Genomic DNA, 15,168 nt, shown 5'->3' with positions numbered 1-15,168 from the left:
TGGATCAGGGCCCTTGAATCACAAATGAGGTATCGGTCTCACGGACCTGGAAGCCGTGAATTGCGCCAAGACCGGTCAGCACTTCACCGGGGTCAGACAGCTTGAAACGTCCCGCCACGCGTCGTTCGAGAAGAGCGGGGTCTTCCAGCTCAATTGTCTTGGCAGTCCATCGCTCAAGCCGGGGGATCAATTGACCGAGCGGCATATCGGTCATTTCCAGCCAGCCAGTGCGCCAATCGGGTTCGCTGCGCACAACAGCCGAGACGGGCGCCGTGGGAGCACCGCCTTGCAGTACGGAACGCTGCGCACGCCGCACCAGCACAGCCGTATTATCGGCACCTGCAGCCTCAAAACGTACCACGCCGCGCAAGACCTCCAGTTCGATCTGCTGATCATTCAAAGCAAGGTCAAACCGGGTTCCGAGCACAGTGACTTCGCCTGCCCCAGCCTCCACGGTGAAGGGGCGCTTTTCATCATGGGCCACATCGAACAGCGCTTCGCCGGTATTCAGCGTCACATGGCGGCCGTCATCGGCAAGCTGAACCTCAATCGCGCTGGCTCCGTTGAGAACCACCGTGCTGCCATCTGCCAGCGCAATTTCACGCACTTCGCCGATGGCCGTCTGGTAGCTTTCGCCAGGGGCCAGCATATGGCTCATAGGCTGCCAGGCGAAGCCGCCGATAACCACCAGCACCGCCGCCACGGCCGCCAGCGCCATCAGTGCCCGCGCCGGGCGCGCCACAACTGCGGTGTCGTTCGCCGCCACTGGCGCATTATCCTGAATCGTCGCGTGTTCTTGCAACGATGCCGTCACGCTCTCATCCATGCAGCTAGCCCACATCGCATCGAACAGCTCGCGCCGTCCGGCCTTGCCGTCGAGCCATTGGGAGAACGCCGTCGCATCGACCGGGCCACCCATATGCCGGGCAACCCAGAGGGCAGCATCCTCTTCATCCTGTTCGGTAATGTGCGCGTTCATTGAGAAATCGAATGCTCTTCGGATGCGCTAAAGCCCCGGTGGAGGGCCAGCACTGCCCGCGCGACATGGGCATCTACAGCTGCGGGACTGATCGCCATGGCGGCCCCCACTTCCTTCGCCGACATACCATGCAGGCGGCGCATGATAAAGACTTCGCGCCGCATCGGCGGCATCTGGTCAAGTATCCGAGAGGCCTGGTCCATGCGTTCCCTGTCGATGAGCGCCTGTTCCTGAGACGGTTCGTCGCCCGCGATCTCCATGCCATCTTGCGGCAAGGCATCTTCGGCCCGGCGTTTGGCGTTGCGCACGCGGTCAATGATGAGGTTGCTGGCAATGCGGTGCAGCATCCCCCCGACATTGCCGACCGCTTCCTTGCGATATTGGGCGAAGCGCAGGAAGCTGTCGTGCACGATATCTTCGCTCGCCGAATGATCGCCCAGCTTGCGGTAAGCCAGCCGATAGACGTCACCGCGAAACAAGCGATATGCCGATTCGTCGATTGCCATGCTGCGCCCCTTTTTCTTACCTGCAGGGCGCGCCTAGGGTTCGTTAGTGACAGCATCATTGCAATATACCCACAAAACGGCAGGTCACAGCGGCTTCTCCTGTCAGTCCTTCACACCCTCCCCAGCCTCTGCCCGGCAGGTCGCAAGCCGCGCGCGAAGCAGGCGCGGAAAATCGGTCTGGATCACCGAAACCCCGCGCTGCTCAAGATCGGCGAGCGCCGGACACGCCGCCGCTCCATCGGGCAAGAGACGGTCGATATCGCCCAGTGCATTGGCCCAGATGCGCGCCGGAATCGCCGCGATAGCCTCACTGGTCGCCGGGTCCAGCGTCTCCGTATCACCATGCACGATTGCAATGGGAAACAGCCCGCGGTTCTTTTCCGCAAGCGTGCTGTCAGGGCGCAGCCGTGTCATCACCGAAACTGTTGGCAGCAGGGAGCGGGCCCGGCGCAAAGTGTCGCTGTCACTATCGAACACCATCACCTGATCGACCATCCCCAGCCCTTCGACCACGGCTATAACCGGGCCAACCCGGTCGGTCTTCATGTCGAGATCGACGAGGATTCGCCCGCAACTGTGGCGCAGCATTTCGATGAGACTCGGCGGCGGAGTTGTGCCGCCAGCCAGCCGCAAGCCGCGCAATTCGGCATAGGTCATGTCCTCGGCCACACCTTCACCGTTGGTGGTCCGGTCCACCGTGCTGTCATGCATGATGAAGGGGACCCCGTCGCGCGAAACGCGCACATCGATTTCGAGCACATCGGCGCCATTCGCCACCGCCTCATCCACCGCTGCGAGCGAGTTTTCCGGCGCGTTGAGATGTCCCCCGCGATGTGAGGCAATCAGCAGCGGGCCAGTGGGGTCGTGCCACTCGGCCTGCAACTGCGCCATCCGCGCAGTGTCTCCGCAGACTGGGCTTGCCAGTGCAGGTGTGGCCGCGAGTGCCAGCAGCATCGCCCCGGTAATGGTCATCGTGGTTTTCATCATGTCGGAATCCTTGCAGGCCGTCAGCGGCCCTGTCGTAAACAAGCAAGGAGGCGAACGCGCACTGCGCCCGCCTCCCCTTCGCCATCGTGATCAGAACTGGCCGGACACACCCACCCAGAGCACGCGGCCCTTCTGACTGCGTTCGGCCACCAGCTGGCCGGTCGGCATTTCGCGGTAATATTCGATTTCCGATTTGGTGAGGTTCTGACCTTCCAGGATCAGCGTGAAATTGTCGCTCACACTATAGCGGACCTGTGCCGAGAACTCGCCGCGACTGCGGGAGAAAATGTCGAACACCTCGGCATCCTCATTAATCGACTTCAGATAGTCGCCAACATAATTGTAGGCGATCGAAGCACCGAAACGGTCCGTTTCGTAGGACAATGTCGCATTGGCGAGAAACTCTGGCTGACCTTCCAGCCCGTCCACGTCACGCAAAGATTCATCGGCCTGAACCACGGTCTGTTCGCCGTCGATGAAGGTGGCATTGGCCGAGAGCACGAAATTGCCCAGGAAACTGTCCGTATAATCCTGAAAGTCCTGTCGGGCCGAAAGTTCGAGGCCCTTCAGCTTGGCGGCCTGCGAGTTCATCGGTGTGGTCACACGTGCGGTGTAGATCTCGCCTTCATACTCAAAGCCATCAAGCGTGATGTTCTGGGTGAAAATCAGGTCCTTGATATCCTTGTAGAAGGCAGCGACCGAAAGCAGGCTGCCGCGCCCCGCATACCATTCCAGCGACAGGTCGAAATTGTTCGACGTGCGTGGCTTGAGGTCAGCATTGCCGCGCTTGATCGAAATGTAATTGTCTTCGCTATCCTCCGGCAGGCTGATGCTCTCACCGATGGCGTAATAGTTGAAGTCGGGCCGACCGATAGTCTTGGAATAGCCGGCGCGCAGGACGAAACCGTCACCAAACTGGTAGCTGGTAATGACCGAAGGCAGAAAATAGTCGTAGCTCGCACGGCGATGGCTGGGTTCATATTGTGCGGCATCGTTGGGCTCTTTGGGCAGATTTTTGTTCTGCAACCACAGATCCACATTGTTGACCGTATTGTCATAGCGCACACCCGCGCGAATATTGAAGTCGTCAGTACGGAAATTGGCTTCGACGTAACCAGCGAAGATCTGCTCGTTAATATCGTAATCGCTGGAGATTTCGTAATCGCTGTCGTCCGAAGTGATTGGCGTGCCTGCCGCGTGCCATGCGGCGCGATAGCCAGCGTCGTCGATGAACAGGAAATCGACATCACTATCGGTCGTGGGCAAACGCACGTCGCGGACGAAATTCGCCATATCCACCGGATTATCCGCGTTGAGGAGGCCGGATTGACGCCCCTGGTCGAAGGACTGATCGGTGTTTGAGTAGCTCACACCGGCGTTGAAGCCGAGGCCGCGATCGTCAGTGTCGAAATTATACGACAGATCAGCCGAGCCGAAGGTGAGGTTCTGCGCCGCACGCTGGGTGATGTGCTGGATATAACCTTCCTCGTAATTCGCGGCATCGTTCACGAATGCGGGGTCATACATATCGAGCGTGGGGAAACCGGCCCCCAGATCATAGGAAAAGGCACTTTCAGGGAGGTTCTTGGCGGTGCTGAACTTCGAGCGGTCGCGGATGGTATTGAGGCGCGCACGCGAGTGGGTGCCGCGAAGCTGCAGGCTGAATTCATCGCTCAGCGTCTGGTCAACGAGGCCCGAAACCACAAAGGTCTCACGCTTTTGCGGCTGGTGCGAATAGCCCAGCGCGGTGCGGCCCTCTGCCCATTCGCCAGAGGTCTCTGTCTGATTGGCAGGGGCAATGTCAGCATTTGCCGTGGCGAGATATTCGTTCCGGATCTCGTCCTCTTTCTGATAGAAATAACCGGTATAGATCGAGGCATAGGTGTTGTCGGAAGGATCATATTCCAGCTTCATCACACCCGAGGCGCGCGTGACTTTGTCATCATAGACGAAGATCTGGTTGCGTGAGGCAGCCGAGTAGCCATTGGTATCGGTGATGTCCGCATAGTCGACCTGCTCGTTCGAACCGGTGCGATAGATGCGGTAACTGCTGTCGACCGCGCCGGGCTTCTGGTCGTAATTGCTTGAATAATAACGGGAGAATGACCCCGATACCACAATACCCCAATCATGATTGGCGCCGAAGGGGGTCGAGAAGGTAGCGTCGGCGCGCACATTCTGCCCCTGATCCATGTCGGCGGCGCCCGCCGTGGAATTGTCACCGATCGAGGCGCGGGCCGCAAGCGAGGTGCGGTCGGTGTCGAAGGCGCTGGCGGTGATAAGGTCGAGCTGGCCGCTCAGTGCGTGCGGATCGAGATTGGCGGTGATCGTCTTGATCGCGTCGATCCGGCTGACGAAGGACGGCGGCAGCAATTCGATGCGCGCGCCGCGGCTGGAATTGGAGGTGGTGGCCAGCGGCATGCCGTCAATCGTCACCTGATTATAGGCGGAGCCAATACCGCGGATCATCACGCTTTCGGCAAGGTCGGGCGAACGATCATTTGCAGTACCGAAATCGGGCACCAGCGCGAGGCCGGGAATGCGCTGGGCAACCTGCGCGATGGTGAGATCGGGGAGCAGGCCGGCCTGGTCCTGCGCAATCGAATCCGTAATGCCGGTGGCGTTGCGCTTCGCTTCAACAGCCGCGACGTTGGAGAGACGATAGCCCTGCACAAGGATCGCATCCTTGTCATCACTGTTGTCACTGGCACGTTCGTCGGCATCATTCTGGGTGCTCTGAGCCATTGCAGACGTATGGCCGAGGGTAAGCGCGAGCGCCGAAGTGGCGATAGCGCAAGAAAGACGGGAGATGCGTTTCATCGGTAACAAGTCCTGTTGCTTGAGGTCATTCAAATTCGGCAATTTTGGATTGTTGGCGGCCACGACGGACCGCAGGTCAGCCGCCCTGAGAGCAGCGGAAACCAGGTGGCTCCACACCATCGAGATAGGCGCGCAGCCGCAGCGGATAGTCGGTCTGGATGGCATCGACGCCCTGGGCGACGAGCGCACCCCACACCCGATCGGGATCTGTCACAGCCTCTTCGTCATCGTAGATGCGGCCCGCCAGACTGTTCACCCAGTAACGGGCACAGCGCTGGCGGATCAGCGGCGTGACAACCGGCGTGAAAGCGCGTGTCTTTACATCGATTTCGAAGCTGACCGGCCGGATCGGATCGTATGACGCGATATAACCGTCGGGATCATCCGCAAGATAAGGCTCACGCAGGATCGGCTGGAAGTTCACCTCGCCAACCCACGGCGCTTTGTTGAGCACCTCGGCCAGCGGTGCCTCGGCCTTGAACAGGATCTGATCCATATCACCATGTTCCGCGATCAGCGCGAGCACCGCGTCGGTCAGCTCGACCTTGGCATCGAGATTGATCAGGATACGGTCCCTGGCGACCGCCAGCGCCTGCGCCAAAGTGGGCACGCGCCGCTGCGTGATCGCCGCGTCTCCTCCCTTTCCTTCGCGCAAATGAAGCTGCCTCACCTCGGCCCAGTCCATCTGGTCGAGCGGGCCGGAACCATTGGTGGTGCGATCAAGGGTGGTATCGTGCAGCAAGACAAGCTGCCCGTCGCGCGTCGCGCGCACATCGAGTTCGACCATGTCGACCCCTGCCGCAATGCACGCCTCAATCGCGTCGACACTGTTCTCGGAGGTGCCCCGCCAGCAACCGCGGTGCGCGACAACCATCACCGAGCCATCCGGCCCGGCAAGACGGCGCTCGAGCTCCGCCGGGCGAGCGGAAACCGCCGAAAAACCGGAAGCAGGCTGCATGCAGGCGGAAAGCGCCATGCACATTATCAGTGCGAAAAGCGCAGGCGTGCGGCTGCAGACGCGCAAGATGCGCGCGCAAAAATGCTGGAACTGGTTCATCTTGATCCCCGTGGTGAAGACCGTGATCCCTTCGGCCTCACCCCCTTGACGACACCCGCGGGCAAATCTGACAAGAACGGCCAGTTATTTTGGAGAAACAAGATATATGATTGAAATTATGCGATATTATTTTCAATCAGAATGCCGAGATCGAGCAATCCAGCCGTGCCGGCTTCAACATCTGGCAGGAGGCGCACCCAAGCGCCTGCCCGCAGCTTCAATACGATTTATTCAAAAGTCTATTGCGCATGTGCCTTGAAGCACAGAGCGGCAACCACGATCCATGCGGCTATCGAGAGATAGCCAAACCAGACCAGCACTCCATAGGCCGAGCCGAACTGGCCGATTGCAAGCGCAAGTGCGGCCACGATACATACGGCTGCCCCTGCACGGGCAAGAAGCATTTCACGTCGCGAGAGAAGGCGCGCAAACACGTCACGGTGATGGCGCTTCATCGACAGAGCCAGCGCAGCAAACCCGAGGATCAGCAGGGCGAGGAGAACAAAGTGGATCATGTTCTCGCCTCCGCCGCCATGCGCGGACGCGTTTTCACCACCGCAGGTTGCCTGCTTCGAAGTTTATGCGTCGCATAAGCGAAGAGGCTGGCAAGAAGCAGCATCGCCAGATCAAATCCGGCAAATATGTAGTCACCGTTTAGAAGGCTTGCCCCCAGCCCGCGATTGGTGGTGACCGCATTGACCACGGGAACGGCGAGATAGAGCAGCGCGGTAACTGACAGCATCTCGATCGAGCACTTCCTTATCGGGCGAAGCACAGACAAGAGAGCGACCGCCGCAAGCGTGAGAAACAGGCAGTTCACTTCCCACTCGGCCCGGCCTTCCATCGTAAGGGGGAGCAGCCGGTTGGCCAGAAAATAGTTGGCTATGCCTGCAGAGAAGCCAGTTATCGCAACAAGGTTGAGCCTTTCGACGAGACGGAACCCAAAATGCGGCCTGGCCGGATTATCGAGACGGCTCCTGCGCTTGGCAGTCCACATGACGAGTCCGCTGCCGACCATGATCGTTCCGCCGATCCCGGAGAGGAAATACAGCCAGCGCAGCCCCCAATCTGCAAAGCGCCCGGCATGAAGACCAATCATCACACTTTGCGTTTGCAGGGCCGGCCCCTTGGGCAGGCTCTCCTGTATCGGCTCACCCGTAGCGCCCTTGAATGCCAGCGTTTCACCCTTGGCACCAATCGCGGCGTCTGCTGCCCGTGTGATCGTGACCACGGCCGTCTCGTCGCCCGGATTGGAAACACTGATCGAACCAGGCCTCGCGCCATTCCAATGCGCCTCTGCTGTGCTCAGCATCTCTTCGACAGGAGCGAGATCTGCCGGATTTCCGCTGCGCTCCACTTCGGGCGGCGTCGCAAACGCACTTTCATAGAAACTGCTCGGCGACGCGTAGTTGGCCGCAATGCCCCAAGGCATATAGAGAACGGCCAGCGTCACGAGGCCGGTGAAGGTGATCATCAGGTGAAATGGCAGCGCCAGAACTGCGCTGACATTATGCGCGTCAAGCCAGCTCCTCTGCCCCTTCCCCAGACGTAAGGTGAAGAAATCCTTGAATATCTTCTTATGCGTAATCACGCCAGACAGGATCGCCACCAACATGAACATGGCGGCGATACCGACCAGATAGCGGGCCAGAATGACCGGCATATAATGGAGATCGAAATGGAACCGGTAGAGAAAATAGCCTCCGCTCGTTGCACGCGTAGTTATCTTTGCCCCTGACGGGTCGAGATCCGCACTGTTATAGCCCCCACCCGTTGAAGGATCGTCTGACCGCCAGAAAAGCTGCGTCGTTATTCGCCGATTATTGGGCAGAGTGATAAACCAGTTCTTTGCGCCGGGAGCCTCCCGCCCAAGAAAGTCGAGAGCATTTTCGGCTGCCGTCACATCATCGACGCTGCCGTGAACTTCCGGCTGCATCCAGCGGGTGATTTCCTCCTGAAAATAGGCGGCTGTCCCCGTGGCAAACACCGCAAAAAGCAGCCAGCCAAAGACGAGGCCTGACCAGGTGTGAAACAAGGCCATGGATTGGCGCAGGCTCTCTTTCACAGCCGCCCTCCCGTGATGAGCGACAGCCAGAGCCCGGCCCCCAATACAAGCCCCGCGCCCAGCATCCAGACCCAGAGCCTCGTCAGACTCGCGAGGCCAAAGGCCGTAAGGGCAATCACCGCAAACAAGGCAAAAGAAAACAGGGTCGCAGCAACACTTGCTTCAGCCGGCGGCATCGGAAGCATCCGTGCCAGGCAGGCCGTAGCAAGCGATGTGACCAGATAATTGGCTGGAATAGCGGCCACGAGCCGTGCCGCTATATTCCAGCCGCTTATCCTGGCGGTTCTTTCTTTCGTGACAGCCATGTCTCTATCCGCCGATCAAAACTCGTAGCGTGCGGTGAGCGTAACGTTACGCGGTTCACCAAAGGCGAGCTGATTGTAGAAACCGATCTGCGAATAATACTTCTTGTCGAAGAGATTCTCCGCGTTCAGCTGGAGGGAAAGACCGTTCTCAAGCTTATAGCGAGCCATCAGATTGACCAGGGCATAGGACTTGATCTTCAGCCGCTCCGCCTCTTTTGTCACGGGATTGACGGTGTCTGTGTAGCTCGTGTCTTCCCAGTTCACACCGCCCCCAATCGTCAGGCCCTCAAGCGTGCCGGCAAAATCATAGGTCGAAAAAACGCGCAGCAATTTCTGCGGATAGAGGGTGTTGATACGTTGATCGTCGGCATCTTCGGCAGTGAACTGCGTGTAATTGGCAGCGAGCGACCATCCGGGAAGAATCTCCCCATTGGCCTCAACCTCAAAACCGGTGCTGCGCGCACCATTGGCCGCATAGGAGGCTTCCGCAGGCGGGTTGGTTCCCGGCACGGTATAACCAGTATCCGGCTGAGCGAGATTGTCCTGTTTGATATGGAAGACCGAGATCGCAGTCGTCAAACCGCCATTGAAGAAGGCGCTTTTCAGACCGGCCTCGTAATTCTGCCCGGTGATCGGCGGAAGAAACTCCCCTTCCCTGTCGCGCGCATCCTGCGGATTGTAGATCTTGGTGTAACTGGCATAGAGCGTATGATCGGGTGTGACGTCGTAAAGTACGCCTGCATAAGGCAGAAAACGGTTCTCATTGCCGAAGTCGACCGGTGATCCCGAAAGGACACCATCACGTTTCCAGCTCGCAAGGCGGCCGCCTAGAATCACTTTCAGCGGGTCGGCAATTGAAAGCCGGGTGGCGGCAAAATAGCCCCACTGGCGCGTCCTTACATCGCCATTACGGCTGCGTTCACCCCAAGTCGGCTCAGGGAAGGAACCATCCCACGCGTTAAAGTCGCCGATCTCCGCAACATTGCTGCTGGCATAGGTAAAAATATCCTGATCCTGCTTGGCATAATTTGCCCCGAGCACGAGTTCGTGGCTCCGCCCCAGCAGCTGATACGTGCCGTTCAACTTGAATCCGACATCAATCTGTTTGCGTTTGAAATCTGCGCGATAGGCAGAGCGGTTAAGACCGAGACCTGTTTCCCGATCAGGCTGACCAGAAACATAGAGCAGGTGAAGATCACCCTTATTGGCAGAGTAAGAGCCATAGAGCTCTACCGTCCAGTTCTCGCCGATGTTCTGCCTGAGATTGGCAAAATAGTTCTCGTTCTGCGAAGCCCAGCGGCTCCAATCGGTGCCGGTTGTCTTTGATCGGTCCCAATCGGTGCGCGATCCATCAGCATACCAGGTGGGGAGCCCGCCCCACAAAGTGCCCCGTGGGTTGTTATCCTGATAGCTTGCGCCAAAGCTCAAGGCCGTATCAGGGCCGAGATCAGCATCGACCACCCCGTAAAGCACCAGCTTTTCATCATGAAGAATATCCACATAGCTGTCATTCTCGCCATATTTGGCAATGACGCGCGCGCGAACAGAACCATCGCTCGTCACACGGGTCGAAAAATCAGCGGCAAGAGAATAGGCGTCCCAGCGCCCGATGCTGGCGGTGAGTGAGCCTGTCGGAACCACGCTATCGGCATGTTTGCGGATCAGATTGATCGAGGCAGACGGTTCGCCCGCCCCGGTCAGGAGGCCCGTCGCACCGCGCACAATTTCGATGCGATCATACATGGCGATATCGAGCAGAGTTTCCCCTGCACTGTAGCCATTCTCCCATTGCAGCGGGACACCGTCGATCTGATAATTATTGATATCGAAACCACGGGCGGAAAAGCCATTTCGCGAACTGTCGAGTGAGCGTGCAGAAACACCAGCGGCGTTGTTCACAACGTCGGAAAGGGTGCGAATTCCCTGATCTTCCATCCGCTGAGCGGTCATGACCGTCACCGATTGCGGCGTTTCGCGGATCGTTAGCCCCAGCCCGGTGGCCGAACCAAGCTCCGCACCTGTCGTGTAAGACCCGGTAACGACAATTTCGCGATCATCTTCCTGAGCCCGCTCTCCCGCCTTGCTGGAAGACGATGCATGCGCGGCACTATCCTGCGCTTGCGCGGCACTATCCTGTGCTTGCGCAGCAGGGGCATAGATCATGCCAAAGAGGGAAGCCGATGCCAAGAATGTGGTGATGATCGACTTCGATGAACGCGTGGACTGAATACTCAAGATGCCCCCTTCAAAATAGGCTTATTGCGACTGATTATCACTATTTGAAGGGCCCTAGAAGAGGCCTTATTGCGAGTCAATATCAATTTACTCGGAGCATTGAATTGCTTGCGAATAATCTGTGAAGGGTACCTGCGCGCGGCTTCTGCCAAAGAACGAGCAGCAAGTTCTCTGGGGGTAATTCTGGCTGCGATCGCCGTCATGCAAGCGGCAGAGGCGCTTGCTACAACAGGGGCCTAGAGCCCTGCATTCCTCGGCCAATCTGCAGCGTCGTTGAGCTACTGCTGGACGAGATTATGCCAATAGCGCGCGCGGCGTGCCCAGCAGGATGAACCGGACGCTGCCCCACCGCCCGCCCGGTTCCGGCCTGCCGAGCAATTGAAAGCGAGCGGCGTGAGGTTAGGGAGGTCCGCTAAGGAGAGATCCGGGCCAAACCAAAGCATTTCGGATCAAGACGAGACGTTATTTTGAGGCTGGACCGGCCTTCGACAATAGCGTTTCAGTGCGATTTTGCAGCGACAGCGCGACGAGATAAATTGCGAGCCCTCCAAGCGAGAGACCCGCACCAATCCAACCGGTCGACGTCAGACCATAGCCCGCCGAAATTGCCAGACCGCCAAGCCAGGGGCCGAGCGCATTGGCCATGTTGAACGCGCTGTGGTGGGCTGCTGCGGCCAGTGTCTGCGCGTCCCCTGCCACATCCATCAGTCGTGCCTGAAGAACCGAACCAAGTCCGCCACCTGCGCCGATGCAGAAAATTACCACGCACATTGCCACCAGGTTGCTTGCCACAAACGGAAACAGAGCGAGCGAGGCGGCGCTCCATAGCATGAGCGCGATAACGGTTCGGTTCATCGCGCGATCGGCCGCCCGCGCGGCAACCAAATTGCCGATTGTCATCCCGATACCAAAAATCGCCAGAACCAGCGGGACCATGCTTTCAGATACTTGCGTCACTTCGATCAGAATCGATGCAACATAAGTGTAGACTGCAAAGAGCCCGCCAAAACCGATGGCCCCGGTGAGCAGCGTGAGCAGAACTTGCGGGTTTTTAAGTGCCCCCAGCTCACGCAGCGGACTGGATTCGGGGTCGCCCTTATCGTGAGTTGCGAATATCGCCACCAGCGTCACCGTGATCATCGCCAGAACCGCGACAATCATGAAACCAACCCGCCAGCCAAACGCCTGCCCCATCCAATTGGCCAGCGGCACGCCAATGATGGTCGCGCTGGTCAGGCCAACCATCACCAATGCAACGGATTGCGCGCGTTTCTCTCGCGGGACCAACCCCGCCGCGACCAGTGCCGCCACGCCGAAATACGCGCCATGCGGTAGTCCGCTGAGAAAGCGGAACAGCAAGAGAGTTGGGTAATCGGGCGCAAACGCACTCAAACCGTTAGCGAAGGCAAACACGGCCATCAGCGCCAGCAGGAGGGTTTTACGCGAAAAACGTGCCCCCCAAATGGCAATCAGTGGCGCACCTGTGACCACGCCCAGCGCATAGATACTGATGGCATGGCCAGCGACCGGTTCGCTGATCCCAAGGTCTTTTGCAAAGAAGGGCAGCAGGCTCATTGCCGCGAATTCAGTGGTGCCGATGGCGAAAGCGCCCATCGACAGCGCGAATATGATCAGACCCGGAGGCGCGGCGTAAGAAGATGACTGGCTCAAAAGAAGCCTCCGTGCTGCAATTGCGAAGGCAACGCTATGTGTCGTCGATAGCCGGCGTTTCAACCAGCGGATAAGTGCGAAAAATGCATCAGCGTGTCACTAAAAATGCAACTCCACCTTAACTTCACGCATTTACGAATTGATGATTGCACACAGCTAACTTTCCAAATCATCGCAAAAAGCGATTTCAGTTAACAATCATAATCGTTTTCATCGATCAAAGACACGGTCTACCCAGTAGCCATCTACTCATAGGAGACAAAACATGGATGCGAAGACAGATGGTAATGTGCCGAGCGGTTGCCCGATGCACAATAAAACCGCCCGCAATTCACTGCTGGGCAGAACCAATCGTGACTGGTGGCCCAACCAGCTTTCCATCGACATTCTTCACCAGCATGGTTTGCACGGCGACCCGATGGGGAGCGATTTCGATTATGCGAAAGCCTTCAACACGCTCGATTATGATGCGGTAAAGCGCGACCTGACCGCCTTGATGACCGATAGCCAGCCATGGTGGCCGGCTGATTATGGTCATTACGGACCGTTTTTCATCCGCATGGCATGGCATTCCGCTGGCACCTATCGCACCGGAGATGGCCGCGGCGGTTCCTCCTACGGCAATCAGCGCTTCGCACCCCTCAACAGCTGGCCCGATAATGCCAATCTCGACAAGGCCCGCCGCCTGCTGTGGCCCATCAAGCAGAAATATGGCCGGAAGCTGAGCTGGGCCGACCTGATGATCCTGGCCGGCAATGTGGCGATCGAGTCGATGGGCGGCCCGATCTTCGGCTTTGGCGGTGGCCGTGAAGATATTTTCGAGCCCGAGAAGGACGTATATTGGGGCACCGAAGAAGAATGGGTGGGTGACGAAGGCAGCCAGACCCGGATTGATCCCGACAAGGAACTGGCGCTCGAAAATCCGCTCGCCGCGATCCAGATGGGTCTCATCTACGTCAATCCTGAAGGCCCGGGCGGCGTGCCTGACCCGATGCAATCAGGCCGCGATATCCGCGAAACATTCGCCCGCATGGGTATGAATGACGAGGAAACCGCCGCCTTGACGGCTGGCGGACACACTTTCGGCAAATGCCACGGCGCTGGCGATGCATCCAAGGTCGGTGCCGAACCCGAAGGCGGCGACATTGCGCAAATGGGGATGGGCTGGGCCTCAAGCCATGAAAGCGGCATGGGTGATGACACCATAACCTCCGGCCTTGAAGGATCGTGGACGCCAACGCCCACCACCTGGGACATGACCTATTTCAATATGCTGCTCGACCATGAATATGAACTGGTCCGCAGCCCGGCCGGTGCCCAGCAATGGCAGCCTGTTGGAAACCCGCAAGATACGCAGGCGCCGATGGCCCATTCTGCGGAACGATCGGTTCCGACCATGATGAGTACCGCCGATATGGCGATGAAGATCGACCCGGAATATCGCAAGGTCATGGAGAAGTTCCGGGCTGACCCGGCCTATTTCGCCGATGCTTTTGCCCGTGCATGGTTTAAACTGACGCACCGCGATATGGGGCCGAAGGTCCGGTATCTCGGCCCGGATGTTCCGGCGGAAGATTTGCTGTGGCAGGATCCGATTCCAGCAGCCGATTATGCGCAGATTGATGCAGGCGATATCACTGCGCTGAAGCAATCCATTGCGGATAGCGGACTGTCTATCGCTGATCTGGTCAAGACCGCATGGGCATCTGCCTCCACTTTCCGCGGGTCTGACAAGCGGGGCGGCGCCAATGGCGCACGTATCCGCCTGGCACCCCAGAAGGATTGGGCGGTGAACGAACCGGACAATCTGGCACGTGTCCTGAAGGTTTATGAAGGCATCAAGGCCGATTTCGACAGGTCTGCAAAGGACGGCAAAAAAGTCTCGATCGCCGATCTGATCGTGCTGGGTGGTTCGGTTGGTGTGGAACAAGCCGCCAGTGCCGCAGGCCACAACATGAACGTGCCCTTCACTCCCGGGCGCACCGATGCCAGCGCAGAGCAGACCGATAGCGAGGGTATGGATGTGCTGGAACCCAAGGTTGATGGTTTCCGCAATTACCTGTCCACGCGCTTCAGCGTTCCAACGGAACAATTGCTGGTCGATCGCGCCCAATTGCTGGGGCTTACCGCACCGGAAATGACCGTTCTGGTCGGCGGACTGCGCGTGATGGGTGCCAATTATCAAGGGCGCGAGGAAGGTGTTCTGACCAAACGACCGGGTCAGCTGACCAATGATTTCTTCGTCAACATCCTGGATATGGGAACCGCATGGAAGGAAGTGGACGGCTCGGCTGATGAAGAGTTCATCGGCACCGATCGCGCCACCAGTGACACGAAATGGAAAGCGACCCGAACCGATCTGGTCTTCGGATCGAACTCTCAGCTTCGGGCCGTGGCCGAAATCTATGCCGCATCCGATGCTGAAGAAAAATTCCTGGCGGACTTCGTTGCCGCGTGGACCAAGGTGATGGACGCTGATCGTTTCGATCTGCCAGGTCGCCGCTGAAGTTCAGCACAGTGAAAGAATCGGGGGCGACCGCGCG

General features: G+C 58.4%; 12 protein-coding genes. 2 read left to right on the top strand and 10 right to left on the bottom strand.

The genetic code is table 11. The features are described from left to right. Positions 1 to 4 precede the first annotated feature (4 nt). The 5 genes from GRI91_RS00870 to GRI91_RS00850 form a co-directional block, all read right to left on the bottom strand. Entirely contained in the window at positions 5 to 979 is a 975-nt protein-coding gene (locus GRI91_RS00870; RefSeq protein ID WP_160734757.1) for a FecR family protein, read from the bottom strand. Beyond that, positions 976 to 1,485 carry an RNA polymerase sigma factor gene (locus GRI91_RS00865; RefSeq protein WP_160734756.1) on the bottom strand — a complete coding sequence of 170 codons (510 nt, stop codon included), beginning with the start codon at positions 1,483 to 1,485 and terminating at the stop codon, positions 976 to 978. The genes GRI91_RS00870 and GRI91_RS00865 overlap by 4 nt, the downstream gene beginning before the upstream one ends. 102 nt (positions 1,486 to 1,587) lie before the next feature. After that, positions 1,588 to 2,472, bottom strand: a complete 885-nt coding sequence (locus GRI91_RS00860; protein ID WP_160734755.1) for a glycerophosphodiester phosphodiesterase family protein — start codon at positions 2,470 to 2,472, stop codon at positions 1,588 to 1,590. 90 nt (positions 2,473 to 2,562) lie between these two features. Next, positions 2,563 to 5,292: a TonB-dependent receptor gene (locus GRI91_RS00855; protein ID WP_160734754.1), complete on the bottom strand. Its 2,730-nt coding sequence runs from the start codon at positions 5,290 to 5,292 to the stop codon at positions 2,563 to 2,565. 76 nt (positions 5,293 to 5,368) lie between these two features. Next, complete coding sequence (locus GRI91_RS00850) at positions 5,369 to 6,250, bottom strand: glycerophosphodiester phosphodiesterase family protein (protein ID WP_160734753.1); 882 nt, start codon at positions 6,248 to 6,250, stop codon at positions 5,369 to 5,371. On the opposite strand from GRI91_RS00850, the gene GRI91_RS00845 reads away from it, so the two are divergent. After that, on the top strand, positions 6,249 to 6,398 hold the full coding sequence (locus tag GRI91_RS00845) for a hypothetical protein (RefSeq protein WP_160734752.1): 150 nt from the start codon (positions 6,249 to 6,251) through the stop codon (positions 6,396 to 6,398). The genes GRI91_RS00850 and GRI91_RS00845 overlap by 2 nt on opposite strands. Positions 6,399 to 6,588: 190 nt before the next feature. Here the strand turns inward: GRI91_RS00845 and GRI91_RS00840 are convergent, their stop codons facing one another. The 5 genes from GRI91_RS00840 to GRI91_RS00820 all read right to left on the bottom strand — a co-directional run bounded on the left by GRI91_RS00840 (position 6,589) and on the right by GRI91_RS00820 (position 12,568). Beyond that, positions 6,589 to 6,864 carry a DUF3325 domain-containing protein gene (locus tag GRI91_RS00840; protein WP_160734751.1) on the bottom strand — a complete coding sequence of 92 codons (276 nt, stop codon included), beginning with the start codon at positions 6,862 to 6,864 and terminating at the stop codon, positions 6,589 to 6,591. After that, positions 6,861 to 8,414, bottom strand: coding sequence for a PepSY domain-containing protein (locus GRI91_RS00835; protein WP_160734750.1), 1,554 nt, complete (start codon positions 8,412 to 8,414; stop codon positions 6,861 to 6,863). Before GRI91_RS00835 ends, GRI91_RS00840 begins: the two co-directional genes overlap by 4 nt. After that, complete coding sequence (locus GRI91_RS00830) at positions 8,411 to 8,719, bottom strand: hypothetical protein (RefSeq protein WP_160734749.1); 309 nt, start codon at positions 8,717 to 8,719, stop codon at positions 8,411 to 8,413. The genes GRI91_RS00835 and GRI91_RS00830 overlap by 4 nt, the downstream gene beginning before the upstream one ends. Before the next feature lie 15 nt (positions 8,720 to 8,734). Next, a complete protein-coding gene (locus tag GRI91_RS00825; RefSeq protein ID WP_237437581.1) occupies positions 8,735 to 10,954 on the bottom strand; it encodes a TonB-dependent siderophore receptor in 2,220 nt (739 codons plus the stop codon). A 462-nt stretch (positions 10,955 to 11,416) separates the two neighbouring features. Further along, on the bottom strand, positions 11,417 to 12,568 hold the full coding sequence (locus GRI91_RS00820) for an MFS transporter (protein WP_160735311.1): 1,152 nt from the start codon (positions 12,566 to 12,568) through the stop codon (positions 11,417 to 11,419). 322 nt (positions 12,569 to 12,890) lie between these two features. On the opposite strand from GRI91_RS00820, the gene katG reads away from it, so the two are divergent. Then, positions 12,891 to 15,131, top strand: coding sequence for a catalase/peroxidase HPI (katG, locus tag GRI91_RS00815; RefSeq protein ID WP_160734748.1), 2,241 nt, complete (start codon positions 12,891 to 12,893; stop codon positions 15,129 to 15,131). Positions 15,132 to 15,168 lie beyond the last annotated feature (37 nt).

The sequence above is a fragment of the Altericroceibacterium endophyticum genome, from assembly GCF_009827595.1.
In the GTDB taxonomy this organism is placed as follows: Bacteria; Pseudomonadota; Alphaproteobacteria; order Sphingomonadales; family Sphingomonadaceae; genus Altericroceibacterium; species Altericroceibacterium endophyticum.
Note: the sequence above shows the minus strand (reverse complement) of the source record. Positions and strands in the feature narration are given on the sequence as shown.

Bases quoted from the DNA above. Each gene is read 5' to 3' on its own strand.
- GRI91_RS00850 (WP_160734753.1), bottom strand. From the start codon at position 6,250: ATGCAGCCTGCTTCCGGTTTTTCGGCGGTTTCCGCTCGCCCGGCGGAG.
- GRI91_RS00845 (WP_160734752.1), top strand. From the start codon at position 6,249: ATGCAGGCGGAAAGCGCCATGCACATTATCAGTGCGAAAAGCGCAGGC.
- katG (WP_160734748.1), top strand. From the start codon at position 12,891: ATGGATGCGAAGACAGATGGTAATGTGCCGAGCGGTTGCCCGATGCAC.
- GRI91_RS00830 (WP_160734749.1), bottom strand. From the start codon at position 8,719: ATGGCTGTCACGAAAGAAAGAACCGCCAGGATAAGCGGCTGGAATATA.
- GRI91_RS00860 (WP_160734755.1), bottom strand. From the start codon at position 2,472: ATGATGAAAACCACGATGACCATTACCGGGGCGATGCTGCTGGCACTC.
- GRI91_RS00865 (WP_160734756.1), bottom strand. From the start codon at position 1,485: ATGGCAATCGACGAATCGGCATATCGCTTGTTTCGCGGTGACGTCTAT.
- GRI91_RS00855 (WP_160734754.1), bottom strand. From the start codon at position 5,292: ATGAAACGCATCTCCCGTCTTTCTTGCGCTATCGCCACTTCGGCGCTC.
- GRI91_RS00820 (WP_160735311.1), bottom strand. From the start codon at position 12,568: ATGGGCGCTTTCGCCATCGGCACCACTGAATTCGCGGCAATGAGCCTG.
- GRI91_RS00870 (WP_160734757.1), bottom strand. From the start codon at position 979: ATGAACGCGCACATTACCGAACAGGATGAAGAGGATGCTGCCCTCTGG.
- GRI91_RS00840 (WP_160734751.1), bottom strand. From the start codon at position 6,864: ATGATCCACTTTGTTCTCCTCGCCCTGCTGATCCTCGGGTTTGCTGCG.